Origin of the sequence: Mycolicibacterium mageritense, from assembly GCF_010727475.1 — a bacterium.
In the GTDB taxonomy this organism is placed as follows: Bacteria; Actinomycetota; Actinomycetes; order Mycobacteriales; family Mycobacteriaceae; genus Mycobacterium; species Mycobacterium mageritense.
This window is the reverse complement of record NZ_AP022567.1, coordinates 1,800,996-1,827,166: the sequence shown is the minus strand read 5'-3', so window position 1 is coordinate 1,827,166 and position 26,171 is coordinate 1,800,996. Positions and strand designations below refer to the sequence as shown.

25 protein-coding genes are annotated in these 26,171 nt (G+C 68.2%); 7 read left to right on the top strand and 18 right to left on the bottom strand.

What is annotated here, in order from left to right; translation table 11 throughout:
* The first annotated feature begins 13 nt into the window (after positions 1-13).
* Positions 14-1,426 carry an aminotransferase-like domain-containing protein gene (locus G6N67_RS08855; RefSeq protein WP_051578716.1) on the top strand — a complete coding sequence of 471 codons (1,413 nt, stop codon included), beginning with the start codon at positions 14-16 and terminating at the stop codon, positions 1,424-1,426.
* On the opposite strand, the gene G6N67_RS08850 is transcribed toward G6N67_RS08855, so the two are convergent.
* Genes G6N67_RS08850 through G6N67_RS08825 form a run of 6 tightly spaced genes read right to left on the bottom strand, consistent with a single transcriptional unit; the run spans position 1,392 to position 8,241 of the window.
* Positions 1,392-1,982: a HutD/Ves family protein gene (locus tag G6N67_RS08850; RefSeq protein ID WP_051578717.1), complete on the bottom strand. Its 591-nt coding sequence runs from the start codon at positions 1,980-1,982 to the stop codon at positions 1,392-1,394. The two genes, G6N67_RS08855 and G6N67_RS08850, sit on opposite strands and share 35 nt — an antisense overlap.
* Entirely contained in the window at positions 1,979-3,169 is a 1,191-nt protein-coding gene (gene hutI / locus G6N67_RS08845) for an imidazolonepropionase (protein WP_036432837.1), read from the bottom strand. Before hutI ends, G6N67_RS08850 begins: the two co-directional genes overlap by 4 nt.
* On the bottom strand, positions 3,166-4,497 hold the full coding sequence (locus G6N67_RS08840) for a formimidoylglutamate deiminase (protein WP_051578718.1): 1,332 nt from the start codon (positions 4,495-4,497) through the stop codon (positions 3,166-3,168). Before G6N67_RS08840 ends, hutI begins: the two co-directional genes overlap by 4 nt.
* A complete protein-coding gene (locus tag G6N67_RS08835; protein ID WP_036432841.1) occupies positions 4,494-5,711 on the bottom strand; it encodes an allantoate amidohydrolase in 1,218 nt (405 codons plus the stop codon). The genes G6N67_RS08840 and G6N67_RS08835 overlap by 4 nt, the downstream gene beginning before the upstream one ends.
* Complete coding sequence (gene hutU / locus G6N67_RS08830) at positions 5,708-7,366, bottom strand: urocanate hydratase (RefSeq protein ID WP_036432843.1); 1,659 nt, start codon at positions 7,364-7,366, stop codon at positions 5,708-5,710. The genes G6N67_RS08835 and hutU overlap by 4 nt, the downstream gene beginning before the upstream one ends.
* A 41-nt stretch (positions 7,367-7,407) precedes the next feature.
* Positions 7,408-8,241 carry a MurR/RpiR family transcriptional regulator gene (locus tag G6N67_RS08825; RefSeq protein WP_229480209.1) on the bottom strand — a complete coding sequence of 278 codons (834 nt, stop codon included), beginning with the start codon at positions 8,239-8,241 and terminating at the stop codon, positions 7,408-7,410.
* A 206-nt stretch (positions 8,242-8,447) separates the two neighbouring features.
* On the opposite strand from G6N67_RS08825, the gene hutH reads away from it, so the two are divergent.
* The 3 genes from hutH to nirD all read left to right on the top strand — a co-directional run bounded on the left by hutH (position 8,448) and on the right by nirD (position 13,063).
* Positions 8,448-10,025, top strand: a complete 1,578-nt coding sequence (gene hutH, locus G6N67_RS08820; RefSeq protein ID WP_036435568.1) for a histidine ammonia-lyase — start codon at positions 8,448-8,450, stop codon at positions 10,023-10,025.
* Between the two features lie 105 nt (positions 10,026-10,130).
* A complete protein-coding gene (nirB, locus tag G6N67_RS08815) occupies positions 10,131-12,695 on the top strand; it encodes a nitrite reductase large subunit NirB (RefSeq protein WP_036432847.1) in 2,565 nt (854 codons plus the stop codon).
* Positions 12,692-13,063, top strand: coding sequence for a nitrite reductase small subunit NirD (gene nirD / locus G6N67_RS08810; RefSeq protein ID WP_036432850.1), 372 nt, complete (start codon positions 12,692-12,694; stop codon positions 13,061-13,063). Before nirB ends, nirD begins: the two co-directional genes overlap by 4 nt.
* Before the next feature lie 346 nt (positions 13,064-13,409).
* Here nirD and G6N67_RS08805 read toward each other — a convergent pair whose 3' ends face one another.
* The 10 genes from G6N67_RS08805 to G6N67_RS08760 form a co-directional block, all read right to left on the bottom strand.
* Positions 13,410-13,646: a Fur family transcriptional regulator gene (locus G6N67_RS08805; RefSeq protein ID WP_036435570.1), complete on the bottom strand. Its 237-nt coding sequence runs from the start codon at positions 13,644-13,646 to the stop codon at positions 13,410-13,412.
* Between the two features lie 696 nt (positions 13,647-14,342).
* Positions 14,343-15,038: a sirohydrochlorin chelatase gene (locus tag G6N67_RS08800; RefSeq protein ID WP_036432851.1), complete on the bottom strand. Its 696-nt coding sequence runs from the start codon at positions 15,036-15,038 to the stop codon at positions 14,343-14,345.
* Complete coding sequence (locus G6N67_RS08795) at positions 15,035-16,201, bottom strand: uroporphyrinogen-III synthase (RefSeq protein ID WP_036435571.1); 1,167 nt, start codon at positions 16,199-16,201, stop codon at positions 15,035-15,037. Before G6N67_RS08795 ends, G6N67_RS08800 begins: the two co-directional genes overlap by 4 nt.
* Positions 16,202-16,235: 34 nt before the next feature.
* The gene (locus tag G6N67_RS08790) at positions 16,236-17,636 is read right to left on the bottom strand and encodes a nitrate/nitrite transporter (RefSeq protein WP_036432853.1); all 1,401 of its coding nucleotides are present in this window, start codon (positions 17,634-17,636) and stop codon (positions 16,236-16,238) included.
* Between the two features lie 112 nt (positions 17,637-17,748).
* Positions 17,749-18,321: a GNAT family N-acetyltransferase gene (locus tag G6N67_RS08785; RefSeq protein ID WP_063835118.1), complete on the bottom strand. Its 573-nt coding sequence runs from the start codon at positions 18,319-18,321 to the stop codon at positions 17,749-17,751.
* A gap of 116 nt (positions 18,322-18,437) precedes the next feature.
* Positions 18,438-19,319 (bottom strand): 5-oxoprolinase/urea amidolyase family protein, encoded by an 882-nt coding sequence (locus G6N67_RS08780; RefSeq protein WP_036432855.1) that lies wholly within the window; start codon positions 19,317-19,319, stop codon positions 18,438-18,440.
* Positions 19,320-19,329: 10 nt separating this feature from the next.
* On the bottom strand, positions 19,330-19,995 hold the full coding sequence (locus G6N67_RS08775) for a 5-oxoprolinase subunit B family protein (protein ID WP_036432857.1): 666 nt from the start codon (positions 19,993-19,995) through the stop codon (positions 19,330-19,332).
* Positions 19,996-20,069: 74 nt separating this feature from the next.
* A complete protein-coding gene (locus G6N67_RS08770) occupies positions 20,070-20,753 on the bottom strand; it encodes a queuosine precursor transporter (protein ID WP_036432860.1) in 684 nt (227 codons plus the stop codon).
* A 12-nt stretch (positions 20,754-20,765) separates the two neighbouring features.
* Positions 20,766-21,716 (bottom strand): ABC transporter substrate-binding protein, encoded by a 951-nt coding sequence (locus tag G6N67_RS08765; protein WP_036432862.1) that lies wholly within the window; start codon positions 21,714-21,716, stop codon positions 20,766-20,768.
* Between the two features lie 23 nt (positions 21,717-21,739).
* Entirely contained in the window at positions 21,740-22,846 is a 1,107-nt protein-coding gene (locus G6N67_RS08760) for a YeiH family protein (RefSeq protein ID WP_036432864.1), read from the bottom strand.
* A 210-nt stretch (positions 22,847-23,056) separates the two neighbouring features.
* Here G6N67_RS08760 and G6N67_RS08755 point away from each other — a divergent pair, with 210 nt between their 5' ends.
* A complete protein-coding gene (locus G6N67_RS08755; protein WP_051578719.1) occupies positions 23,057-23,332 on the top strand; it encodes a hypothetical protein in 276 nt (91 codons plus the stop codon).
* Between the two features lie 39 nt (positions 23,333-23,371).
* Complete coding sequence (locus G6N67_RS08750) at positions 23,372-23,686, top strand: heme-binding protein (RefSeq protein WP_036432865.1); 315 nt, start codon at positions 23,372-23,374, stop codon at positions 23,684-23,686.
* Here the strand turns inward: G6N67_RS08750 and G6N67_RS08745 are convergent.
* Both G6N67_RS08745 and G6N67_RS08740 read right to left on the bottom strand, forming a co-directional pair.
* Positions 23,683-24,384 (bottom strand): maleylpyruvate isomerase family mycothiol-dependent enzyme, encoded by a 702-nt coding sequence (locus G6N67_RS08745; RefSeq protein WP_036432867.1) that lies wholly within the window; start codon positions 24,382-24,384, stop codon positions 23,683-23,685. The two genes, G6N67_RS08750 and G6N67_RS08745, sit on opposite strands and share 4 nt — an antisense overlap.
* A 16-nt stretch (positions 24,385-24,400) precedes the next feature.
* A complete protein-coding gene (locus G6N67_RS08740; protein WP_036432869.1) occupies positions 24,401-25,009 on the bottom strand; it encodes a TetR/AcrR family transcriptional regulator in 609 nt (202 codons plus the stop codon).
* 103 nt (positions 25,010-25,112) lie between these two features.
* Here G6N67_RS08740 and G6N67_RS08735 point away from each other — a divergent pair, with 103 nt between their 5' ends.
* The gene (locus G6N67_RS08735) at positions 25,113-26,126 is read left to right on the top strand and encodes an agmatine deiminase family protein (protein WP_036432871.1); all 1,014 of its coding nucleotides are present in this window, start codon (positions 25,113-25,115) and stop codon (positions 26,124-26,126) included.
* The last annotated feature ends 45 nt before the right edge of the window (positions 26,127-26,171 follow it).

Here is a 26,171-nt window from a genome sequence, read left to right as displayed (position 1 = left end):
ACTCTGTTCCGACATGGATAACGATAGCACCGAGCGCATCGTGGCCGGGCTGCGGGATTGGATCGCCACCGCGCCCGCGGGTGCGCAGCTGCCGTCGAACCGCGCGCTCACCGCGCGCTACAGCGCCAGTCCGGTCACCGTGCAGAAGGCCATGCGTACGCTACGCGGCCTCGGTCTGGTCGAAAGCCGGCCCGGCGTAGGCACATTCGTCCGGACGGTCCGCACGGCCCGGCCGCCCGATTACGGTTGGCAGACCGCGGCGTTGCGGTCCCCGCAGGCGCCCATCCCGACACTGTCCACGCCCATGCGCAGTGGAGCGCCTGGCACTATCGGTTTGCATTCGGGCTACCCCGAGCGGGAACTGCTGCCGCAGCGGCTGGTCCGCGCCGCGTTGGCCCGCGCGGCGCGCACGGATGCCGCGCTCACCCGGTCGCCTGCCGCGGGGCTGCCCGAGCTGCAGGCCTGGTTCGCCCAGGAGTTGGCCCAGGCAGTGCCTGCAGGTATCCCGGTTCCGGCGGCGCGTGACGTTATCGTGTTGCCCGGCAGCCAAAGTGGTCTGAGTTCGGTGTTCCGGGCGCTCGTCGGATTCGGACAGCCGCTGCTGATCGAATCGCCGAGCTACTGGGGCGCGCTGCTGGCCGCGGCGCAGGCCGGCGTTCGGATGGTGCCCGTGCCGAGCGGACCCGACGGTCCGGATCCCGATGAGCTGGCCCGCGCCTTCGCCGAATCCGGGGCCCGGGTGTTCTACGCCCAACCGAACTTCGCCAATCCCACTGGCGCCCAATGGTCTGACGACCTCGCGCGCCGGATCCTCGCCGTCGTACGCGATCACGGTGCGTTCCTGGTGGAGGACGATTGGGCGCACGACTTCGGCATCGACGCCACGTCGCGACCGGTTGTCGCGGCCGATGATTCGGGGCAGGTGATCTATCTGCGGTCGTTGACCAAGTCGGTGTCGCCGTCGATGCGGGTCGCCGCAGTGGTGGCCCGCGGCCCGGCACACGACCGCATCCTCGCCGACCGCGGTGCCGAGTCGATGTATGTGAGCGGGCTGCTGCAGGCCGCTGCCCTCGACGTGGTGACGCAGCCCGCGTGGCAGTCCCACCTGCGCGGCCTGCGGCAGCAGCTCCGCGTGCGCCGCGATCTGCTCATCGAGAGCCTCGCCACGCATGTGCCCGAGGCGCACCTCGAACTGGTGCCCCGCGGCGGGCTCCACGTATGGGTCCGGCTGCCCGACGCGACGAACCTGGACCGGCTGGTACGGGACTGCGAGGTCGACGGTGTGCTGATCGCGGCGGGCACCGAATGGTTCCCCGCCGAGCCCGCGGGCCCGTACCTGCGGCTCAACTACTCCGGTCCCGACCCCGACCGGTTCGGCGAGGCAGCGCGGGTCATCGCGGCGGCGCTGGCGCGTCAGCGGGGCTGACCTGGCGGCGGATCCGTACCACGGCCACCGTCCCCGCTCCGCGCACCGTGAGCGGGGAATCAGACCAGCACACGGCGTCCAACGGGGTCAGCTCGGCGCGTTCGTGCACCGCGGACACCGCGACGGTGCCGGTCAGCCCCACGAGCACGAGCGGGTCGGCACGGTCGATCTGTACGGGTGTGTCCTCGGCCGTCCGCAGCACACCGAATTCGGCCGTGGCCCGGCCCCTGCGGGTCATCACGTTGAGGTCGCGCATCGGTGCCGCGACTTCGCCGACGGTGTCTGCGCCCCCGTCGAACGCGAACGGTTCCAACGGGTGCAGCCGGTGCCGGTCACCGTTCACGGTCAGCACCATCTCGGTGCCGTCGACCAGCATGATGACGCGGTCGATGCCGGGGAACGACGAGAACGCTCCCGACGCGGCCACCTCGGCAATGCTGATGCGCCAGTCGAATTCGCCGTGATCCGGTCGGCGGGCGATCTCGTAGGTGACCCCACCGCCGTTACGCCACGGCATCCGTCGGTGCGTGGCGAACCGCTGCACGCGCAATGTCACGCAGGGGCCCCGGCATTGCCCGCGATCAGCTCGCCGCCCCGCCAGACCGCTCCGACCAGCGGAACTCCTGGCCGATACGCCAGGTGCACATGCGAATTCGCGTCCAACAGCACGGCATCCGCGCGGGCCCCGACGCTCAGATGCCCGACATCGGTGCGACGCAGCGCGCGCGCCCCGCCCATGGTCGCCGACCACAGCGCCTCGTCCACCGTCATGTTCATGTCCCGCACGGCCAGCGCGATGCAGAACGGCACGTTGTTGGTGAAACCCGAGCCGGGATTGCAATTGCTCGCCAGCGCCACGGTGGCACCCGCGTCGAGCAGCCGCCGCGCATCGGGATAGGGCTGGCGCGTTGCAAATTCGGTGGCGGGCAGCAGCGTCGCCACGGTGTTGCCCGAGGCGAGCGCCGCGATGTCGTCGTCGTCCAGGAACGTCGCGTGATCGGCCGACGCCGCACCGAATTCGACCGCGATCTGCACGCCCGGGCCCGGCCCGAGTTGGTTGGCGTGCACGCGCGGGATCAGACCCCGCTCAACCCCGGCCGTGAGGATCTTCCGGGTCTGGTCCCCGTCGAACGCGCCGCGCTCACAGAACACGTCGATCCATTTGGCGGCCGGCGCGCACGCATCAACCATGGCCGTACACACCAGATCGACGTAATCGTCGGGCCGGTCGGCGTACTCCGGCGGCACCAGATGTGCCCCGAGGAACGTGACCTCGTCGGTGAACTCGGCGGCCAGCCGAAGGCTCTCCAGCTCGGTCTCGACCGTGAGCCCATAGCCGGACTTGCATTCGTTGGTGGTGGTGCCCGAGCGCCGTGACTCCGCGATCAGGCGGTCCGCGTTGGCGCGCAGCTCGTCGCTGCTTGCCGCGCGGGTAGCGTTCACGGTCGTGTTGATTCCGCCTGCGCTGTACGGTTTTCCCGCCATCCGCGCGGCGAACTCGGCCGAGCGGTCACCGCTGAACACCAGGTGACTGTGGCTGTCGACGAATCCGGGGATGACGGCCCGGCCGTCGGCGTCGACGCGGTCGTCGGCATCGGGTGCCGCGCCGCGAGGGCCTACCCACGCCACCACGCCGTCGTCGAAAACCAGTGCGGCGTCGGTGATCAATCCGGCCAGGCCGGTCTGCTGCGCCGGGTCGTTGGTCACCAACGCGCCGATGTTGTCGATCAGAAGACTGCTCACGAGACCACCGCCCTAATCGAATCATGTAGTGCCGCAGGGACGTCTGCCACAGAGGTGTGCCGCCCACCGTCGACGACGCGCCGTCCGCCGACCACGACGTGGGTCACGTCGGGTGCGTTGGCGGCGAACACGAGGGTCTCCAGCAGGCTTACCGAATCCCAGCCGGCCATGCGGACTGAGTCGAGCCCGACCGTGACGAAGTCGGCCAGCGCACCGGGCTGGATTCTGCCCGCCTCGGCCCAGCCCAGCGAAGCGTGTCCGTCGGAGGTCGCGGCGCGCATCAGATCCGAGGCGAGCCAGTGCCCGCGTCGCTCGGTGCGCAGCCGCTCGTCGAGTTCCATGCCGCGGGCTTCTTCGAAGAGGTCGATGACGGCGTTGCTGTCGCTGCCCAGCGTCAGCGGCCCACCGGCATCGGCCAGATCCCGGGCCCGGCCGATGCCGTCGGCGAGATCCCGCTCGGTGGTCGGGGTCATGCACACGTAGGTGTGGGAACCGGCCAGCGCGGCGACGTCGCCGTCGGTGAGATGCGTGGAGTGCACCGCAGTCGACAGCGCGCCGAGGGCACCGTGATCGGCCAGCAGCTGCGTCGGCGTGCAACCGTGGGCGGCCAGGCAGGCCTCATTCTCGGCTCGTTGTTCGGACATGTGGAAATGCAGTGGCGTCCCGTGTTCGTGCGCCCACGAGGCGACCGTGCTCAGCTGATCGGCAGGCACGGCGCGGACCGAGTGGATCGCCGCGCCGATGCGGGCATGTGCCGGCGCGGTCAGCCGGTCCACGCGCTCGGCCCAGTTGGCCGCGGATCCGTCGGTGAACCGCACCTGCGGGCCCTTCAGGTCGACACCGAAACCGCCTGTCAGATAACACGTGTCGAGCAGGGTGATCCGGATCCCGGCATCGGCGGCCGCGGCGATGAGCGCCTCGCCCAAGGCGTTCGATTCCGGGTACGGTGTCCCGTCCGGGGTGTGGTGCACGTAGTGGAACTCGCCGACACACGTGATGCCGGCCAGGGCCATCTCGGCATACGTCGCCCGGGCCAGTGCGTGGTACGAGTCCGGGTCCAGCCGGCCCGCCACGGTGTACATGTCCTCACGCCACGTCCAGAAGGTTCCGCCGCCGCGGTGGGTACGGCCGCGCAGCGCGCGGTGGAACGCGTGACTGTGCGCGTTTGCCAGACCGGGGACTGTGACACCGGCCAGGTGGATCGCGTCGGCCGGGCGGTCCTGGCCGGCCGACACCGCGGTGATCCGCTCGCCGTCGACCTCGATCAGCACGCGATCGCTGACCTGGTCGCCGCCGAGCCACGCGTAGTCGGCGAAGTACCGCGTCACTGACACACCAACTCCCGCAAGACCCTGGTCAGCGCCACCACCCCGGCGACGCAGTCCTCGTCGGAAGCGTATTCCACCGGGCTGTGGCTCACGCCGGTCGGATTGCGCACGAACAGCATCGCGGTCGGTACGTGCGCCGACAGGATCCCGGCGTCGTGGCCCGCGCCGGTCGGCAACTGGGGTGCGTCGTCGAGCAGCGTGCTGATCCGGTCCCGTAGCTCGTCGTCGAAACCGACCACGGGTGAATACGATTCGCGGGTCACGGTCAGGGTTGCGCCGTGCTCGGCGGCCGCAGCCTCACCGGCCGCCGTGACCTCCGAGACCAGCTTCTCCAGCACGGTGTCGTCGGCCGCGCGAGCGTCCAACCAGCCGTGGACGGCCGACGGAATCGCGTTGACGCCGTTGGGGATCACGAGGACCTTCCCGAATGTGGCCATGGCACCGGTGGCGGCGGCGGTTTCCCGCGCGGCCAGCACACTGACCGCGAACGGCAGCATGGGGTCGACGCGGTCGTCCACGCGCGTGGTGCCCGCGTGGTTCGCCTCGCCGCGGAACTCGAATCGCCAGCGGCCGTGCGGCCAGATGGCGGTCGCGACTCCCACCGCGGCATCCATGTCCACGAGCGCCCGGCCCTGTTCGACATGCAGTTCGACGAAGACTCCGATGTGTTCGAGCGCCTGCTCGTCGCGGCCCAGCCCGTCCGGGTCCACACCCGCCGCACGCATCGCGTCGGCCAGTGTCACGCCGTCGGCATCGCGCAGCGCACGAGCCCGGTCTGGCTCGATCGCGCCGGTCAGCAGCCGGCTGCCCATGCAGGCGACACCGAACCGGGCGCCCTCCTCGTCGGCGAAGTTGGTCACCGCGAACGGGCGCGCGGGCTCAATCCCTTGTGCGCGAAGCTCGTCGACGGCCAGGAAGGCCGAGACCACACCGAGCGGGCCGTCGTAGGCACCGCCGTCGGGCACGCTGTCGAGGTGGCTGCCGGTGACCACCGCATCCGGTCCCGGCTCGCCCCACCACGCCCACTGGTTGCCGTTGCGATCCTCGCGATACGACAGGCCACGCTGCTCGGCCTGGTCGACGAACCAGGCCCGCACCTCGCGGTCGGCCGCGTTCCAGGCGAACCGGCGGTAACCGCCGGTCTCCGGGTCGCGGCCGATCGGCGTGAGCGACGCCCACAGCGACACGAACCGCTCCGAGAGGGATCCGGTCACTGGCCCTCCCACATCGGAATCCGGACGCCGCGTTCCTTGGCGACTTCCTCGGCACGCTCGTAACCGGCGTCCACGTGGCGGATCACGCCCATCCCAGGGTCGTTGGTCAGCAACCGCGAAAGCTTCTGGGCCGCAAGTTCGCTGCCGTCGGCGACACCGACCTGGCCGGCGTGGATCGAGCGGCCGATGCCGACGCCGCCGCCGTGGTGGATCGACACCCATGCCGCGCCTGACGACGTAGCGGTCAACGCGTTGAGCAGCGGCCAGTCGGCGATCGCGTCGGACCCGTCGGCCATCGCCTCGGTCTCGCGGTAGGGGCTGGCCACCGAACCGCAGTCCAGGTGGTCGCGGCCGATCACGATCGGTGCCGAGACCTTGCCGCTCGCGACCAGGTCGTTGAACAGCACGCCTGCCTTGTCGCGTTCGCCGTAACCCAGCCAACAGATGCGGGCGGGCAGGCCCTGGAACGCGATCCGCTCCCGCGCGCCGCGCATCCACTTGTGTAACCGATCGTCGTCGGGGAACAGGTCCATGATCGCCTGGTCGGTCGTGTAGATGTCCTCGGGATCGCCCGAAAGCGCGGCCCAGCGGAACGGCCCCTTGCCCTCGCAGAACAGTGGCCGAATGTAGGCGGGCACAAAACCGGGGAATTCGAATGCGCGCTCGTAGCCGCCCTGGCGGGCCTCGTCGCGGATCGAGTTGCCATAGTCGAACACCTCGGCTCCGCCGTCCTGGAACTCGACCATGGCCTTGACCTGCTCGGCCATGGATTCCCGTGCGCGGTCGGTGAATTCGTCGGGCTTCTTGGCCGCGTAGTCGTGCCAGTCGTCGATGTCGACGTCCGCGGGCAGATAGGACAGCGGGTCGTGCGCGCTGGTCTGGTCGGTGACCAGGTCGATCGGCACGCCGCGGCGCAGCAGCTCGGGGAATACCTGGGCGGCGTTGCCGACGACGCCGATCGACCAGGCCCGCTTGTTGGTCCGGGCGTCGACGGCCTTGGTGATGGCGTCTTCGAGGTCGTCGGCGACCTCGTCGAGGTAGCGATGCTCGACGCGGCGACGCAGCCGGGCCTCGTCGACGTCCACGATCAGGCACGCGCCACCGTTGAGGGTCACGGCCAGCGGCTGCGCCCCGCCCATGCCGCCGCAGCCGCCGGTGAGCGTCAGGGTGCCGGCCAGCGTGCCGCCGAACCGCTTTTCCGCTGCGGCAGCGAAGGTTTCGTAGGTGCCCTGCACGATGCCCTGGGTGCCGATGTAGATCCAGGAGCCCGCGGTCATCTGGCCGTACATGGTCAACCCGAGCTGCTCGAGCCGCCGGAACTCGGGCCAGGTGGCCCAGTCGCCGACCAGATTCGAGTTGGCGATCAGCACCCGCGGCGCCCACTCGTGGGTCTGCCACACGCCGACCGGTTTGCCGGACTGCACCAGCATGGTCTCGTCGGGCGCGAGGGTTTCGAGCGTGCGCACCATGGCGTCGAAGCTCGCCCAGTTGCGCGCGGCCCGGCCGGTGCCGCCGTAGACCACGAGATCGTCGGGTCGTTCGGCGTTCTCCGGGTCCAGGTTGTTCATCAACATGCGCAGCGGCGCTTCGGTGTACCAGCTGCGGGCGGTCAGGGTTGTGCCGCGGGGAGCGCGTACCGGACGGGCACCTTCCATTGGAACTCTCCCTTGAATATCGAAAAGGATTGGCGGATGGGTTAATCGATAAACAGGTTGCGATCCGCAGCCCGCTGGTCGAACTCTTCGAGCCGGCGCTGGCCATGCTCGGGAAGGGCTTCGGTGAGCGCATGCAGCAGGCTCATCGTCAGGGCCATGGGCGCGACGGCGGAATCGAAGGTCAGGGTCGAGGCCACCGGTGCGGCCAACAGATCGTCGACCTCGTTGGCCAGCGGGCACAACGGGCTGTCGGTGACCAGTGCGACGCGCAACCCGAGGCTGCGGGCGAAGTGGATCGAATCCAGCAGCGCACGGGGATAACGCGGCAGGCCGAAGACCAGAAGCCACGTGGCACCTGCGACGCGGGCGCTGACCAGGGCGTCGTCACCCGAGGATCCCTCCGGGACCGAACGCACGTCCGGATGGACCTTCGCCGCGAAATGCACGAACAGGTCGGCGAACGGCTTGGACACCCGCAGCCCGAGCACCGGCAGGGGCCGGGATTCGGCCAGGAAACCGCCGATCCTTTCGACCCGTTCGCCGGCCCACGGGCTGGATGCGAGCTCCGTCAGGTTCGTGGTTTCGGCGGCCACCAGGCGGCGCAGGGCACTGACGGCGTCGGGATCCGCACCGCTGCCGCGCAGCTGTTCCTGCACCTGCGACCTGGCCTGTTCGCGCAGTTCGGGGTAGCCGTCGAAGCCCAGCGCGGTCGCGAAGCGGCTGACGGTCGGCTGACTGACCCCTGATCGCCTGCCCAGCTCCTCGGCGCTGAGCCACACCGCTTCGTCGGGATGTTCGAGCAGAAACGCGGCCACGCGCCGTTGCGCCGGCGACAGTTGACGGCCTTCGAGCAGCATGTTCAGCCAACGTCGCACGCTGGCGGCAGCTGCTGGTGTCTGCCCTGTCGGCATCAGCCCTCGATTCGCCGGAGTTAGCCCAGAATGTGCTCCCTGAATGAAAATCTGTCAAGTCGCGTCATCAATATCAAATGAATAGTCATGCTAATCGGAAGATGACTACTTGATGATTTCATTCATGCAGCGGTACCGTGGTCCGCACCACAAGCAGGGAGAAGAACCACATGACGACCTCCAGTACGCAGCTTCGGGTCACCGTCGGGCAGGGCCCGGTCACCGAAGCCGATGTCGTCGCCGTTGCCCGGCACGGCGCGGGTGTCGAACTGGGTGCCGACGCGCTCGCCGCGATCGCGGCCGCCCGCGAGGTCGTCGACGCACTCGCGCACGACGTCAAACCGCATTATGGAGTCTCGACCGGATTCGGCGCGCTGGCCAGCGTGCACATCCCGAATGAGCAGCGCGTGCAGCTGCAGCGCTCGCTGATCCGGTCGCACGCCGCGGGCTCCGGACCCGAGGTCGAGCGCGAGGTCGTCCGCGCATTGATGCTGCTGCGGCTGTCCACCCTGGCCACCGGGCGCACCGGGGTGCGGACGGAAACCGCGAAAACCCTGTGCGCACTGCTCGATTCCGGGATCACCCCGGTGGTGCGCGAGTACGGTTCGCTGGGCTGTTCGGGGGATCTGGCTCCGCTGGCGCACGTCGCGCTGTCATTGCTCGGCGAGGGCGAGGTGCGCGACGCCGCAGGCGAACTGCGCCCGTCGGCCGAGGCGATGCGGGCGGCCGGCATCGAGCCGATCCATCCCGCGGAGAAGGACGGCCTGGCGCTGATCAACGGCACCGACGGCATGCTCGGCATGCTGCTGCTGGCGTGCCACGACCTCGACATGCTGCTGCGCTGCGCCGACATCACCGCCTCGATGAGCGTCGAGGCCATGCTCGGCACGGACCGGGTGTTCGCGGCCGATCTGCAGGCCCTGCGGCCCCAGCCGGGCCAGGCCGTGGCGGCCGCGAATATGCGTGCACTGCTGGCGGATTCACCGATCGTCGCAAGCCATGTCGGCCCAGACTGCACCTACGTTCAGGACGCATACTCGATGCGGTGCGCGCCGCAGGTCGCGGGCGCTGCCCGGGACACCCTCGCGCACGCGCGGACCATCGCGGGCTACGAGCTGGCGTCGGCGGTCGACAACCCGGTGGTCACGCTGGACGGCCGCGTCGAATCCAACGGCAACTTCCACGGCGCACCCGTGGCCTACGTGCTGGACTTCCTCGCCATTCCGGTGGCCGATGTGGCGTCGATGAGCGAACGCCGCACCGACCGCATGCTCGACGTGGCGCGGTCGCGTGGTCTGCCGCCGTTCCTCGCGCACGACGCCGGCGTCGATTCGGGGCACATGATCGCGCAGTACACCCAGGCCGCGATCGTGTCGGAGCTCAAGCGGCTGGCCGTCCCGGCCAGCGTCGACTCGATCCCGTCGAGCGCGATGCAGGAGGACCACGTGTCGATGGGGTGGTCGGCCGCGCGCAAACTGCGCCTGGCGATCGACGGCCTCACGCGGGTGCTCGCGATCGAACTGCTGACCGCGGCCCGCGCCATCGACCTGCGCGCGCCGCTGCTGCCGGGCCCTGCCACGGGCGCCGTCGTGGCCGCGCTGCGCGAGCGGGTCGCCGGGCCCGGCCAGGACCGATTCCTTTCGCAGGAGGTCGAGGCCACCGTCGAGTTCGTCCGTAGCGGCGCCGCGGTGGACGCCGCGAACTCGGCGCTCGCGCAGCCGTTGCAGTCGGTATCGGCCGAACGTTGACGTAGCCGCCGCCTCACATGCAGTCCGGCGGGATCGTGAGCACACCGTGATGGGCGCTTCACACAGTGCGACATTTCGGCAATATCGGCTTCCTAACCTCGGGGCATGTCTGGAACACGAAGCGTCGTGGTCGTCGGTCACGGCATGGTGGGGCACCGCTTTGTCGAGGCGTTGCGGGCCAGGGACACCGCAGGCGAGTGGCGGGTCACGATCCTCGCCGAGGAGGCCGACGCGGCCTACGACCGCGTCGGGCTCACCGCGTACACCGAGCACTGGGACCGCGCGCAGGTGGCGCTGCCGGGTAACGACTACGCGGGCGATGACCTGGTCGACCTGAGGCTGGGCAGCGCGGTCGTCGAGATCGACCGGGACGCACGTACCGTGCGCACCGCGGCCGGCGAGACCTTTGCCTACGACACGTTGGTACTCGCCACCGGGTCGTACGCCTTCGTGCCGCCCGTGCCGGGGCGCGACCTGCCCGGCTGCCATGTCTACCGCACACTGGACGACCTTGACGCCATCCGCGCGAGCGCCCAGACCGCGTTGGGCTCGAAGTCGCCGGTCGGCGTGGTGATCGGTGGTGGTCTGCTCGGCCTGGAAGCGGCAAACGCGTTGCGGCAGTTCGGGTTGAGCACACACGTTCTGGAGATGTCACCGCACCTGATGGCGGCTCAGCTCGACGAGGCCGGCGGCGTGCTGCTGAACCGCATGATGCGGGGCCTCGGCATCGAGGTGCACACCGCGGTCAGCACCGAGAGCATCCAGCCTGCGCAGAAGCACAAGCCGCTGCGGCGCTCCGCGATCGACGACTCGCTGCGAGTGTCACTCAACGACGGCACCGCGATCGACGCCGGAGTGGTGATCTTCGCCGCCGGCGTGCGTCCGCGCGATGAGTTGGCCCGTGACGCCGGTCTGGACATGGCGCAGCGTGGCGGTGTGCTCACCGATCTGACTTGTGTGACAAGCGATCCCAACATCTATGCGATCGGCGAGGTGGCCGCCATCGAGGGCCGCTGCTACGGCCTGGTGGCTCCGGGATACACCACCGCGGAGGTGGTGGCCGACCGCCTGCTCGGCGGCGCGGCCGAGTTCCCCGGCGCGGACATGTCGACCAAGCTCAAGCTGCTCGGCGTCGACGTCGCAAGTTTCGGTGACGCGAAAGGGCTTACGCCGAACTGCCTGGAGGTCGTGGTCAACGACCCGGTCAAGCAGACCTACGCCAAACTGGTGCTGTCCGACGATGCCAAGACCCTGCTCGGCGGCATTCTGGTCGGCGACGCCTCGTCCTACGGCGTGCTGCGGCCCATGGTGGCAAGTGAACTGCCCGGCGACCCGTTGGCGTTGATCGCCCCCGCGACCGACGGTGAGTCGTCCGGGCTGGGCGTGGGCGCGCTACCCGACATCGCACAGATCTGCTCGTGCAACAACGTCACCAAAGGTGATCTCAAGGAAGCGATCTGCGGAGGCTGCACCGATGTTCCCGGCCTGAAGAAGTGCACGCTGGCGGGCACCTCGTGTGGGTCGTGTGTGCCGCTGCTCAAGCAGCTGCTCGAGGCCGAGGGCGTCGAGCAGTCCAAGGCACTGTGCGAGCACTTCAGCCAGTCGCGGGCTGAGCTGTTCGAGATCATCAGCGCCACCGAGATCCGCACGTTCTCCGGTCTGATCGAGCAGTTCGGCACCGGAAAGGGTTGCGACATCTGCAAACCCACGGTTGCCTCCATCTTGGCGTCCACCAGCTCGGACCACATCCTGGAGGGCGAGCAGGCCTCACTGCAGGATTCCAACGATCACTTCCTGGCCAACATTCAGCGCAACGGCAGCTACTCGGTGGTGCCCCGGGTGCCCGGCGGCGACATCACGCCCGAGCAGCTGATCCTCATCGGCGAGATCGCCAGGGACTTCGACCTGTACACCAAGATCACCGGCGGTCAGCGCATCGACATGTTCGGTGCTCGGGTGGAACAGCTGCCCGAGATCTGGCGCAGGCTGGTCGAGGGCGGCATGGAATCCGGTCAGGCATACGGGAAGTCGCTGCGCACCGTGAAGAGTTGCGTGGGCAGTGACTGGTGCCGGTACGGCCAGCAGGACTCGGTTCAGATGGCCATCAACCTCGAGCTGCGCTACCGCGGCCTGCGCTCGCCGCACAAACTCAAGATGGGTGTCTCGGGCTGTGCCAGGGAATGCGCCGAGGCCCGCGGCAAGGACGTCGGCGTCATCGCCACCGAAACCGGCTGGAACCTCTACGTGTGCGGCAACGGTGGTATGACGCCCAAGCACGCCCAGCTGCTGGCCGGTGACCTCGACGATGAGACGCTGATCCGCTACATCGACCGGTTCCTGATGTTCTACATCCGTACCGCCGACCGGTTGCAGCGCACCGCGCCGTGGCTGGAGAGCCTCGACGGCGGGCTGGATCACCTGCGTGACGTGGTGTGCAACGACTCTTTGGGTCTGGCAGCCGAATTCGAGGCAGCGATGCTACGCCACGTCGACGGTTACGCGTGCGAATGGAAGGGCGTCCTGGAGGATCCCGACAAGCTCGCGCGGTTCGTGTCGTTCGTCAACGCACCCGATGTCGCCGATCCCACCGTGGCGTTCACCGACCGGGCTGGGCGCAAGGTGCCGGTCACCGCGCTGGGGATGCCCACCGTCGTCCAGGAGGCGAAATGACACTGCTCGACGATCACCAAGGCATCGACGCACCGACGTCGCACGAGTGGACCACGGCATGCCGGTTCGATTTTCTGATGCCGTGCCGCGGGGCGGCCGTCCTGCTGCCCGACGGTTCGCAGGCCGCGCTCTTCCGCCTCGACGACGGCTCGCTGCATGCGATCGGCAACATCGACCCGTTTTCCGGTGCGGCGGTGCTCTCGCGTGGCATCGTCGGTGACCGTGGTGGCCGGGCGGTCGTCCAGTCGCCGATCAAGAAGCAGGCGTTCGCGTTGGACGACGGCAGCTGCCTCGACGACCCCGCGGTGTCGGTACCCGTCTACCGGACCCGGCTCACGCCTGACGGTTTCGTTCAGATCGCCGGCTAGCACCAGGCAGTGCAACGAGCGTTACGTGCGCGAATCGATTGGGCGTGCCGGCTCCGATGGCCGCAACGTCGCGTCGTCCCTGGTGGTGATCGGCGACACCATTATCTGAAGGCTCCGGCATGATGTCTTCTGAATACTGTGGCGAGTGTGCAGCTTTTCAGGCCGGTTTTCACGGATCTCACCCGAAAAGCTGCACGCTCGCCACAGCGTCTGGAACAGGACTACACCGGCCGAGACAACCAGACAGCCGAACGTACGGCCAGTTATTGGCAGGCAGATGCGCCGCTCCCGCCAACGGACACGACCGCGCGGTGCACCGGTTCGCGCTGACCGGACCTGCCCTTGCTCAGCTGTCCAGCGTCCAGTGCGCGTCGCGCCCGGGCTGTTTGCAGCGGCGCACGTCGCCGCGGCGTTCGAGCACCGTCAGATTGCGGTACACCGCCTCGATGACGACGGGTTCCCGGAAACGTTCGTGGACGTGATCACGGAGTTGCGCGGTGGTCATCGACCCTCGGCAACCTTCCAGCGCACCGAGCAACCGTTGCCGTAACCGCTCGGCCGGCGTGGGGTCAGTTGCTGGCACGACGGCCGTCACCGTTCGCACATGCGGCGTCGCGCAGCGTCGTTACCTGTGCCGTTACCATTTATCCGTACTTCCCCACGTACCACGATCTGTCGATGCACCAACGATAGCTGAGTACAGATCGGCAAATCTGCTCATCGCGACCTGCTGGAATGCCAGCGGGGGAGCTTACCAAGGTCAACGTCCAGCGTACAAACCGTTTTGATCCATCGCGCCGCAAAGGTGAACGGTGGTTGAACTGCTGCGGTGGGGTAGCCCACTAGGTGCCCAGCTAACTAGAAAAGTTCGCTGGACGCGGCTAGTATCGCTTTCGGGGTGAGCCTCTCGGAGGGGATTGCATCAATGTTTGGGCGTTCGATAGTGAATCTGCTCGGCGCGTCGGCCGTGCTCGGCGCGCTGATCGCGGCTGCCATGCCGATGGGACTGAATGCGGTGGACCGTGCCGGTGCACCGATTCCCTGTGGCAACGGGCTTCGCCCGAGTTATGAGGTTGCGGCGAAGCAGGACCAGCTCAATCTGGACCAGGCCACACTGGCCGGGCCGGCGTACGTGGTGAGCGATTACACCGCGCAGTGCACGGCGCTGATCACCGAGCGACGCACCGTTGCGGCGTCGGTCGGCGGCGCGGGCGTGGCGCTGGTGCTGGCGGGGTGCTGCGCGCCGCACGTGGCGCGCAGGCTGTCGGCGGTACGGGCCTCACGCCGCGGCAGGAAGGCTCAGCACGCCGGCGCGGCGGAAGCGGTTCGCTATCAGCCGCACCATGCCGCTGTGCGTGCCCAGCGGGGCGCTGACGAGGTCGGCACCGGAATCACGCAGCCGATCCTGGAAGAGTCCGTCGGCAAGCAGGTAGGACGCCACAGCTATGCGGCGGTTGCCGCGGCGGCGTTGCGTGGCGACGGCATCGGCAACACCGGGGGAGCCGGTGGCGGCATAGGCCAGTTCTACGCGATCGCCGGTCACAGCTGACAGCAGCGCCGCAGTGCGGCGCAGGTCGGACTGGGCGCCGGGGTCCGACGTCCCTGCTGCCGCGAGGATGACGGAATCTCCTGGTCGCCAGCCGGATTCGCGCAGCCGGTCGGCCAGCACCCGGACGGTGCCGTGACACGGTCCCAACGGTGCGGTGACCGTGACGGCCGGGTGTCCGCTCGCGGCCACATGGGCAGGCACGTCGGCCCGAACGTGATAACCGCTGGCGAGAAATGCGGGCACCACGACGACGGGCGCATCGGTCGGCAGGCCCGCGATCACCTCGCTGGGGGTCGGCCCGACGACGTCGACGAACGACACGTGGACAGTGCGGCCGAGCAGGTGCGACACCCGGTCGGCGAGGTCTCCGATCATGGCGACGCCTCCGGGCTTGCGGGTGCCGTGCGCGACGAGGACGAGACTCATAACGCGTGCGCCAAATCGCCGCCGGCGCCAATTGGCTCGTCGACCGCGAGCCGGTAACCCCGTTTGACCACTGTCGACACGATGTTCTTGTCGCCCAGCGCCGTTCGCAGCCGCAGTACCGCGGTCTCGACGGCGTGGGTGTCGGTGCCGCTGCCCGGCAGCGCACCGAGCAGATCGAACCGGGACACCACCGCGCCAGGCCGGTTGGACAACGCGCGAATGGTCGCCATCGCGGCAGGCGACAGGGACTTGACGACGCCGTCGACCATGACACACGTGCCGCGGATCTCCAGCACGTGGCCGGCCACCCGAACGGTGCGGGCCTGCAGCAGCGGCAGCTCGTCGGTGATGTGCCGGGCCAGCGCGCCCAACCGCATACGTTCGGGCGACGACGTCGGCACGCCGAGCCGCACGAGCGGACGGGCCGTGACCGGGCCGACGCACATCGCGTGCACGTCGGTCCGCATCGCCGACAACACCGCATCGGCGATCCCCAGTTCGGTGGCCCGCATGAGCACCGATGCCACGGCCGGTGCGGACGTGAAACTGACTGCGTCGAAACGACGTTCGGCTATGCCGGTGACGAGCTGATCGAACTCGCCGTCGCGCGGCGCGGGATGCCAGCGGTACACCCGGATGGGCACCACGTCGGCCCCGGCCGCGCGCAGCTCATCGAGGAACTCGGGGAAAGGATCCCACTCGTCGGTGGCGCCGTGCAGCTGAACGGCGATGCGGCGGCCGGCCACGCCGCCCTCGACCAGATAGCGCAGTACCTCGCGCGACGATTCGGACTCGGGCGACCATTCCTCGGGTAACCCTGCCGCGCGCAGTGCCCCGGTGGCCTTGGGGCCGCGCGACACCACCCGGGCCCTGCCCAGTGCGCTGGTCAACTCGGCTGCCAGACCCCAGCCGTCGGCGGCGGCGATCCAGCCGCGGAAGCCGATGCCGGTGGTGGCGACCACGATGTCGGGCGGCAGGTCGATCAGCGACGCGGTGTGAGCCCGCAGCTCGTCGTCGTCGGGCAGCGGCACCATGGTGATCGCGGCAGCGCTGGTCACCGTGGCGCCGCGGCGGGTCAGCAGCGCGCTGAGCTCATCGGCGCGTCGGGAGGAGGTCACCGCCACCCGGAACCCGGTGAGCGGTGCCCAGTCAGGCTCACTCATGTTCTCAGTGAACGCAGGGCGTGTTTCCACTGGATTACCCAGCCATTGCCGAGGCGTGTCGGTCGGCGGGTGCGACTGTGACGCCGGTCGCAGCCGGCCGCCTGACGTAGCGGAACCAGGTCACGGCCGAAGCCAGGATGTAGAAGGCCAGGAAGATCCAGAACGCGGTGGTGGCAGACCCGCTGGACAGGTAGGACTGGCGCAGGGCCAGGTTGATGCCCACGCCGCCCAGCGCACCGACGGCGCCGGCGAATCCGATCAGGGCGCCTGACATCGACAGCGACCACCGCTGCCGCTCCTCCTCGCTGACCTGCAGCGAGTGGCTACGCGCCTCGAAGATCGACGGGATCATCTTGTACACCGAGCCGTTGCCGAGCCCGCTGAGCAGGAACAGCGCGATGAACCCGACGACGTAGCCGCCCATCATCAGGCCGGTCGCCGCGCCCGCGCTGTGATCGTCGAAGACGCTGATCGCCACCAACAGTCCCGCGGCCAAGATCATGCCGCCGAACACCGCGAGCGTGACACGTCCGCCGCCGATGCGGTCGGCGAGCTTGCCGCCGTAGACGCGGGACAGCGATCCGAGCAGCGGTCCGATGAAGGCGATCTGCGCGGCGTGCAGCGAGGCCTGCGCCGGGCTCTGCCCGCCCGCGGCGAAGTTGATCTGCAGCACCTGGCCGAATGCGAACGCGAAGCCGATGAACGAGCCGAAGGTGCCGATGTAGAGCAGCGAGATCACCCAGGTATCACGTTGGGCGAGAATCGCTTTCATGGCACCGAGGTCGATCTTGTGCTGCTCGAGGTTGTCCATGTAGAGCGCAGCGCCGATACCTGCGACGGCCAGCGCCACCAGGTAGATCGCACACACCCAGTACGGCGCACGGTTGCCCGCCGTGGCGATCACCAGCAGACCCACCAACTGGATCATCGGCACGCCGATGTTGCCACCGCCCGCGTTGAGGCCGAGGGCCCAGCCCTTGAGCCGCTGTGGGTAGAACGCGTTGATGTTGGTCATCGACGACGCGAAGTTGCCGCCGCCGAAGCCGGCCAGCGCCGCACACACCAGGTACGGCCACAGCGGCAGGCCCGGATTGGCCAGCAGCACCATGGTGCCGATCGTGGGGATCAGGAGCACGAAGGCCGAGAACACGGTCCAGTTGCGGCCCCCGAAGGTCGCCGTGGCCAGCGTGTACGGGATACGCAGGCAGGCGCCGACCAGGGTGGCGGTGGCGCCGAGCAGGAACTTGTCCCCGGCCGAGAAGCCGTACACCGACTCCGGCATGAACAGCACCATCACCGACCAGATCGACCAGATGGAGAAGCCTACGTGTTCGGCGAACACGGACCAGATCAGGTTGCGACGCGCGATGAACTTGTTTCCGGCTTCCCAGGCCACCGTGTCTTCGGGATCCCAGTTCGTGATGCGATTCGGCATGCGCGCAACGCTAGAAAGCGTTTATTGCCCAAAGGCTGCCCGCGATGACCCGGCCGTGAAATTCCGCTCACCTCTTCGGCCGGTGGCGTGTGAGCCTCCGTTACCACGGTGGTTACCAGACGTCTCCGTCGCGCCAGTCGCACGTGATCTCGGCCGTGGTGTCCAGTTCCACGCCTATCGGCAGCACGAACAGCGACCGGTCGTCGTCGGGCGTGCGCGTCACCCCGGCCGGCTTGAGCACCGACGTCGGGCCCTGCCAGGCCAGCCAGCCCCGCGCGGTGTACATGTGCCTGCCCTCGTCGGACGCGCTGAGCGCACCGAGCTGATAGGCACCGCGCAGCACCTGTTCGACGGCGTCCATGACCGCGGTGCCCAGGCCCTGGCCGCGCCAATCCTCCCGGACCGCCACGCCTTCGACGTACCCGCAGCGCAGCGCGGTGTCGCGGTAGAGCAGCCGGCGCTGCACCACCGCGGCGTGCGCGATGAGCGCTCCGTGATGACAGATCAACGCGTGCATGCCGCCGAGTGCGTGCTCCCAGTCGGCATCGGTGAAGTCGCCACCGAACGCCTCGATGACCATGCGCCGCGCGCCCTCACGGGTCTCCTGGTCGAGATCGGACGTGTGGACCAGTCGTGCGGTGTGGATCTCCCGGACGCGGGCAGCACTGAGATCCTGCGTTAACACACCATGTTTCTACCAGCGCAGTGCGCCGATGGCGATCGCACCGTCGAATTCGACGAAAAGGCTGCCCCGGGCGCAGGTGGACGACCGTTTCGTCGAATTCGCGGACCGCGGCAGGTTCAGTCGAACGGGCGGCGCGGATGTGCCCAGTGCAACCGGACGGTCTGTCCGGGGCGCACCTGGCCCAGTTTGTCGATGTCCTCGTCGGTGACGACGCCGATCACCGGATATCCGCCGGTGACCGGATGGTCAGGCCCGAGGATCACCGGAAAACCGTTGGGCGGGATCTGGATTGCCCCGCGGGTCGCGCCTTCACTGGGCAGTTGCCGGTCCGGCCAGCGGTAGTCCAGCGGCATGCCCACCAGGCGCATGCCGACCCTGTCGCTGCGGTTGGTCACCAGCCAGTTGGTCCGGATCAGCACGTCTGGGTCGACGAACCAGTCATCCCGTGGCCCGGGCACCACCTGCAGCTCCACGATGTCGTCGGTGATCGCCGCGACCGGCGCCTGCTCGAGTTCGGGGAACTCGTCGGTGTGCTCACCGACCGGCAGGATGTCGCCCGGTTGCAGCGGGGTCGGGCCGATCGCCGACATCACGTCGTAGCTGCGGGAGCCCAGCACCGGCTCGACGTCGATGCCGCCGCGGACCGCCAGGTAGCTGCGCAGCCCGGAGTGCGGGGCGCCCAGCGATATCACCTCACCGTCACGTACGTGATGGATGCTGTTGGTGCCGAATGGAATTCCGTTGACAGCCGGGTCGGTGTCGGCGCCCGTGACGGCGATGGCGACGTCGCCGCCGCACACGCGCGCGGAGAACCCACCGAACGTCACCTCGATGGTGGCGTGCTCGCCAGGATTGGCCACCAGGCGGTTGGCCAGGGTGTGTGACCGGCGGTCGGCGGCGCCGGAGCGGGTCACACCGAGATGCGCCATGCCGGCTCTGCCGAGATCCTCGAGCAGCGCCAACGGGCCGGTGCGCAGAACTTCCAGAGTGGTGGTCATCGGAGCCCTCCTAGCCGATCGCTCGGAACTGCACCCACATGCCGGGGGTGAGAAGTGCGGGTTTTTCGCGCTCGACGTCGAACATCACGGCGTCGGTGTGCCCGATCAACTGCCAGCCGCCCGGGGACTGCCGTGGATAGATGCCGCTGAACTCACCGGCCAGCGCCACGGCCCCGGCGGGGACACTCGTGCGCGGTTCGGCCCGGCGCGGCACCCGCAGGCGTTCGTCGCCGCCCACCAGGTAGGCGAAACCCGGTGCGAATCCACCGAATCCGACCCGCCAGGGGGTGCCGGTGTGCGCCGCGACGACCTGCGCCGGGCTGAGCCCCGTGCGCTCGGCGACCTCGTGCAGGTCGGCACCGTCGTAGACCACGTCGATGGTCACGTCGACCCTGCCGCCTGCGGGTTCGGTCGGGACCGCCTCAGGCGCCACCCGCAGCTTGCCGAGCCGTTGCCGGGTGGGTGCCTGATAGCGCGGCCCCGCGAGCTTGATCAGGACCGTACGCGACGCCGGGACGATGTCGACCACGCCGAGCAGATCGGCCGAGCGCAGTGTCTCTGTCCATGCCAAAACTTCGGCGGTGCTGTCGAATTCGAGCAGCAGCGCCTGATCTCCGTATTCATGGACCACGCCCGGTACCAGGCTCCTGTCCATGACATCTGATGCCACACTCATGCCCCGAAACTACCCGCGAGTAGCTAAGAACGCCCGAGGTTTATGAGCCTTGCCAGAGCTGCCTTACCGAAGCCTCAAACCGCGAGCTGATATGTGGGTTCGCGACGCTTGATGATGGCGATGACGCGGTAAGTGATCGGCAGCATGACGACCTCGACCGCGGTCTTGTAGAACCAGCCCAGCGCCGTGTAGACGACGAAATCGCGGAACGTGCTGATCCCGATCGCGCTGGCCGCGATGGCACAGAACACCAGGGTGTCGCCCAACTGACCGGCGAACGTGGAGCCGACCAGGCGCGCCCACAGGTGCTTCTCCTTGGTGCGTTCCTTGATCGCCACCACGACCCACGCGTTGATGGTCTGCCCGACGATGAACCCGGCCAGGCCGGCCACGATCAACTGCGTGTAGGCGTGCACGATGTTCTCGAAGTGAGCCTGATTGGTGTAGAAATCCGCGGCGGGCAGATACACGGTCACCCAGAACATGAACGCCGCCAAGATGTTCATCGCAAACCCGAGGAAGATCGCGCGGCGTGCGGCCTTGAACCCGTACACCTCCGAGAGCACATCACCGATCACGTACGTGAGCGGGAAGACGATGAAGCCGCCGTCGGTGATGATGGGGCCGAAGGCGACCCCTTTGGTCGCGGTGACGTTCGAGATGATCACCAAGGCCGTGAAAACCGCGACCAGGATCGGATAGTAGGCCGAGCCGACCGTCGCGGTGCCGCGGTGCTCGTGCTCCTGGGTGTCTGTCACCCGGTCATTTTGTCAGGAGAGTGCGCGGGCCAGCAGCGGTGGCAGTTGATCGGCGACCACCGGGTAGGACAGCGGCGACGCGAACGCGATGGCGCCTGCGAGTTCCTTGGTGGTGAACACGTTGCGGTTGGTCGTGGTCGCGCGCAGTTGCGCGATGGCCGGGTCGGCCAGCAGCCGGTCGCGTTCCTCGTCGCTCTCGGTGGTCCAGATCAGCACGTCGGCGCCGTCGAGCACCGACGCCATCTGATCGCGCGGGATCAGCGCGGGCGCATCGGGAACGGTGAAACCGAGTTGTGTCAGGAATTCGGTGCGCCACCCCGTTCTGGTCTGCACGCTGTCGCGGAACAGCGTGCCGGACAGCAGCAGGGCTTTCCTCCCGGAGAACTGCGGGTTGTTGGTCGCGGCCGCCTTGAACTTGTCGTCGACACCGGTGATCAGACCGGTCATCTCGTCGTTCTTGAACACAGCCTGGCCGATGACCCTGGCCTGATCGCGCCAGGGCTCGAAGAAGGCGTCCTGTCCGGATTGCGCCACGGTGGGCGCGATCTCCGACAGCTTGGCGTAGGTGTCGGCGTCGAGGCCCGCGTTGGTGGCGACGATGAGGTCGGGTTTGAGTGCGGCGATCGGATCGATCTGGATGCCGTCGGCCAGGCTCAGCACCGCGGGCTGCGCCCCCGCGAGTCTGGGCTGCGCCCACGGCCACACCGCGAACGGTTCACCACCGAACCATTCGGTGACCGCGACCGGCACGACCCCGAGCGCCAGGAGATCGTCCTGCTCGGTGAAGCCCGCGCTCACGACGCGTTGTGGTGGGCCGGGGATCTTGGTCTCGCCGAACACGTGCCGGATGGTGACCGACCCGTCCTTGGCGACCTCTCCCGGCTTTTCCGAGCTGCATGCGGCGACCAGCGCCATCCCGGCGGTGATCGCCAGGAATCCACGCCGGGACACGGTTGTCGGCACTTAGCCAGGGTAACTGTTAACTGTTACCCGATGGTGAAGTTGCCGAACAGTACGGCGGCGAGTCCGAGCGCCACCACGATGTTGACCACTGTTGCCGACGCGAACACCGCGACCGGCCGCCAGCCCGCCTCGCGCAGGCCCTTCAGGGAGAACTCCAGGCCGATCGAGACGAACGCGAAGATGAGGAACCAGGTGCGCAGGTCGTTGACGGTCGCGATGGCCGGGGTGCCCGCTTTGCCGGCGTACTGCAGATACAGCGTCCCGATGATCGACGCGGCGATGAAGCCGAGCACGAATTTCGGGAACCGGTCCCAGAATTCGCGAACGGACGGGCGCGCGTCGGCGGCGCTCTTGCGCTCGACTTTCAGTGCGAAGTAAGCCGTGAGCGCGATCGCGACGATGCCGATGAGGGCGTTCTGGGTGGTCTTGACGATCGTCGCGATCTGCAAGGCCTGCTCGCCTGCGATCGCGCCGGATGCCGCGACCGCGGCGGTGGTGTCGATGTTGCCGCCGATCCACGCGCCCGCCACCGCGTCGGACAGCCCGAACACGTCGGCCAGCCACGGCAACAGGAAGATCGAAGGCAGTGCGAACGCGATGACCAGTGACGCCGCGTACGCCAGCTGTTCCTTCTTGGCCTGCACGGCGCCTGCCGCGGCGATCGCGGCGCTGACTCCGCAGATCGAGACGGCCGACGCCAGCAGCGCGCGTAGCTTGTCCTCCAGTCCCAGTTTGCCGCCGAGCCACCACGTGAAGCCGAACACGATCGAGATCAGCAGCAGGGCCTGGATGATTGCCGGTCCCGCCGCGGTCACGAGCACCTTGAGATTGATGGATGCGCCGAGCAGCACCAGGCCGGTTTTGATGAAGAACTCGGTGCGGAAGCCGTTCGACAGCGCGTCGCGCACGGCCAGTTTGGTCAGGACGGCGTTGCCGATCAGGCCCAGAGCGATTGCGTAGACCGGGAATTCGATCGACTTCGCGACTTTGGCGAAAGGTGTACCTGCGGCCCACTGCGGTACCTGGGCTTCCAGGAATCGCGTCGCGGCGCCGAGGACGATGACGACGACGACCCCGGCGACGGCGTAGCCGACCCCCGACGACCGTTGCTGTTCCTCGGTTTCGGTCACGGGATCACGCTGCCGGGGATCGCGCCGACCAGTACCAGTGCCAGCAGTGCCAGGCCGACGATCACGGCCAGCCAGTCCTCGTTCACGCGCGCCACGGTAGCCAGCCGCCGGTCCCCCGAGAACGGTTGTGATCACTGCGAATGCAAAGTCTGCGGTGCCACTATTGTCGTTAACGCATAATTTTGCGGGGCCGAGAATATCGTTTTACACATGATCAGGCGCTTGTCATTGTTCGGCTTGCTGGGACTGGCCATCCCGTTCGCCGTGAGCACGGCCCCGCCCGCCGCGGCCGAGTGCGTCAATGCCGGTGGCTCCACGGTGTGTGCTCAGGGCACGGTGCGTGGTGGTGGTCCGGAGCCGCCGACCGCCGGACCGTATGTGCCGTATCCCTGCGAATACGACTGGTACTGCCAGGGAGGTGGTCTCGACATCATCATCGGGGGCGGGGACATCGACTGGGGTCGCCCGGGCCGCCCGGGCCGGTAGACAGTTCAACTTCGACTCAACTTCGAACAAGGAGCCACGATGTTTTCCCGTGTGATCGCCACCGGAGCAATCAGCTTGTCGCTGTTGGCCGGAAGCGTTGCGACTGCCGCCGCCGACGAGCCGAACTGCACGGCCGCCGATCTGGCCGGCGTCATGGCCGGGGTCAGTGCGTCGACGTCGGCGTACCTGTTCACCCACCCCGACGTGAATGCGTTCTTCACGTCGCTCAAGGGGCAGCCCAAGGATCAGATCCGTGATCAGGTGCGGACGTATCTGGACGGCAATCCTCAGGTGCGGGACGAACTGCAGGGCATCCGCCAGCCGTCGGTCGACTTCCGTAACCGCTGCGGTTAAGGCGTCAGGGCGAGGCTGAGCGCGCTCTGCACCGCGTCGGGCTCGCCCTCGATGCGTGAATTCGCTATCAGGTCAACGCGTTTCCACAGGCCCAGGTACAGCGTGTTGGCGTCAGCCGTGACGGTGGCGGCTGGTTCGCCGTCGCCGAGGTGCCATGCGTCGCCCGTGTCGGTGGATTCGAACCGGATGGCGTCGCCGACCGGTTCGGTCCGGCCCAGCCTCACTTGGCGCGGATAGAACACCGTCAAGAGCTCATCGACGCCGTCGGCCGCGAACGCCGGAGCGAAAGCCGGTGTGGCGCCGAACACGGACTCGAGATCGAAGCGGTGCACGGCGTGTTCGTGCGCCTGGCGGCGGATCCAGAATCCGGCCAGCCGTGGTGGCGGGCCGAAGTTCCAGCACGGCTCGTCGGGGGTGATGGCGCGCATCGCGATCAGGTAGCTCGATATGCCGTCGATGAAGTCGGCGACCGCCCGGGACAGGTCGTCGTCGGGTCGGCGCTCCTCGGCAACCTCGCGGGTGCGCAGAATCTCCCGAACCCAGCCCTGGATCACCCACAGGTGTGCGAGCAGGTCTGCGACGGTCCAGCCGGGACAGGTCGGCACGGGCCTGGACAGGTCGGGGCCGCCCGCCAGTGCCACCGATTGGATCGCGATCAGGTCGGTTTGAAGCTGGCCGAGCAGGGCGTCGTCATCCACTGGAGCAGAATATGGTTCACGCAACCGGTTCGCCCAGCCCGCGCAGCACCACGGCCAAACCGAATTCGAATGCGTCGTCGGCGCGCGCAGGCTGTGTGGTGCCGGTGGCCAGCGCAGCGGCCAGTTCCTGGCCGACTTCGGTGCCCGACTCCCACGGTTCTTCCGGGGCGGCGAGGTCCAGTGCCGAGCCGAGCACGTAGTTGTCGAACAACGTGATGATCCGCAGCGTGTCGGCCGCGTCGAAGCCGGCTCGGGCCAGGGTGACGGCCAGCGCGTTGTACATCCTGAAGGCGTGGCTGCTGTTGACGGCGTACGCGGTCAACAGGGGGATGAGCCGGGGGTAGCGGGCGAAGCTACGCCGGTAGGACCGCATGATGTCGGCGACGACCTCGGCCCACGGGCGCTCGGTGTCGGTGTCGGGCAGGGCGACCTCGGACATCGCGCGCTCGCGCAGGAGTTCGACGATCTGTTCCCGTCCGGACACATGGTTGTACAGCGACGACGGGCTGACCTTGAGCTTGCGCGCCAGCTCGGGGATGGTGAATCCGCCTGTTGTGGTGACCAGATCCATTGCTGCACTGGCGATCCGATCGATGGACAGGATCGGGACCGGTGGTCTCCCCATACATACCCCCCTGGAACGTGCTCCGAATTCTCTCCAGAACTCTTTACAACATCGTGGCCCGTATCACACAATAAACGAAATCTATTCGTTTTAGGAGTGCTGGATGCAGTACCTGATGCCCGCCGAGGGCGTCGCCCAGGATCGGGTGTGGATGGCGTTCCCGTGCGAGGGCTACTCCCTCGGCGACACCGAGGCCGCGCGCCATGAAGCCCGCTCGACGTGGGCTGCGGTCGCGCACGCTGTCGCGCAATTCGAGCCCGTGACCATGCTCGTCGACCCTGTCGAACTCGCCATCGCGAAAAGGTATGTGTCACAGGACATCGAGATCGTCGAGGCACCTCTCGACGACGCCTGGATGCGCGACATCGGGCCGACGTTCGTGCACGCGGCCGACGGTTCGGTGGCCGCCGTGGACTGGACGTTCAACGGCTGGGGCGCCCAGGACTGGGCCCGCTGGGACCGCGACGAGAAGATCGGCGCCACGGTGGCGCGGCTGGCCGGCGTCCCGGTGGTGGATTCGGCACTGGTCAACGAGGGTGGCGGCATTCAGGTCGACGGGCAGGGCACCGTGCTGGTGACCGAGACGGTGCAACTCGATCCCGGCCGCAATCCCGGTATCGCGAAAGCCGAGGTGGAAGCCGAGCTGGCGCGCACCATCGGCGCGACCGACGTGGTGTGGCTGCCCCGCGGGCTGGTCCGTGACAGCGAGCGGTTCGGCACCCGGGGGCACGTCGACATCGTGGCTGCGTTCACGTCCCCGGGCCGGCTGCTGCTGCACACGCAGGCCGCCGAGTCTCATCCGGACAACGTGGTGTGCAAGGAGATTCGGGCCGCTCTCGACGGGCGTTTCGACATCGTCGAGCTGCCCGCGCCCGCGACCCTCACCGACGCCGAGGGCTACGTCGACTACAGCTACATCAACCACCTCGTCGTCAACGGCGGCGTGATCGCGTGCAGCTTCGACGACCCGCACGATGCCGACGCGGTCGCGATCCTGGCCGAGCAGTACCCGGGCCGGACCGTCGTCACGGTCGATGCGCGGCCGCTCTTCGAACGTGGCGGCGGCATCCACTGCATCACTCAGCAACAGCCGTCCCCGATAACCCCGCGCACGTAGGTGTCCCCGCGTAGTGTGCCGTCCGTGGCTGGGTCTGCGGACAAG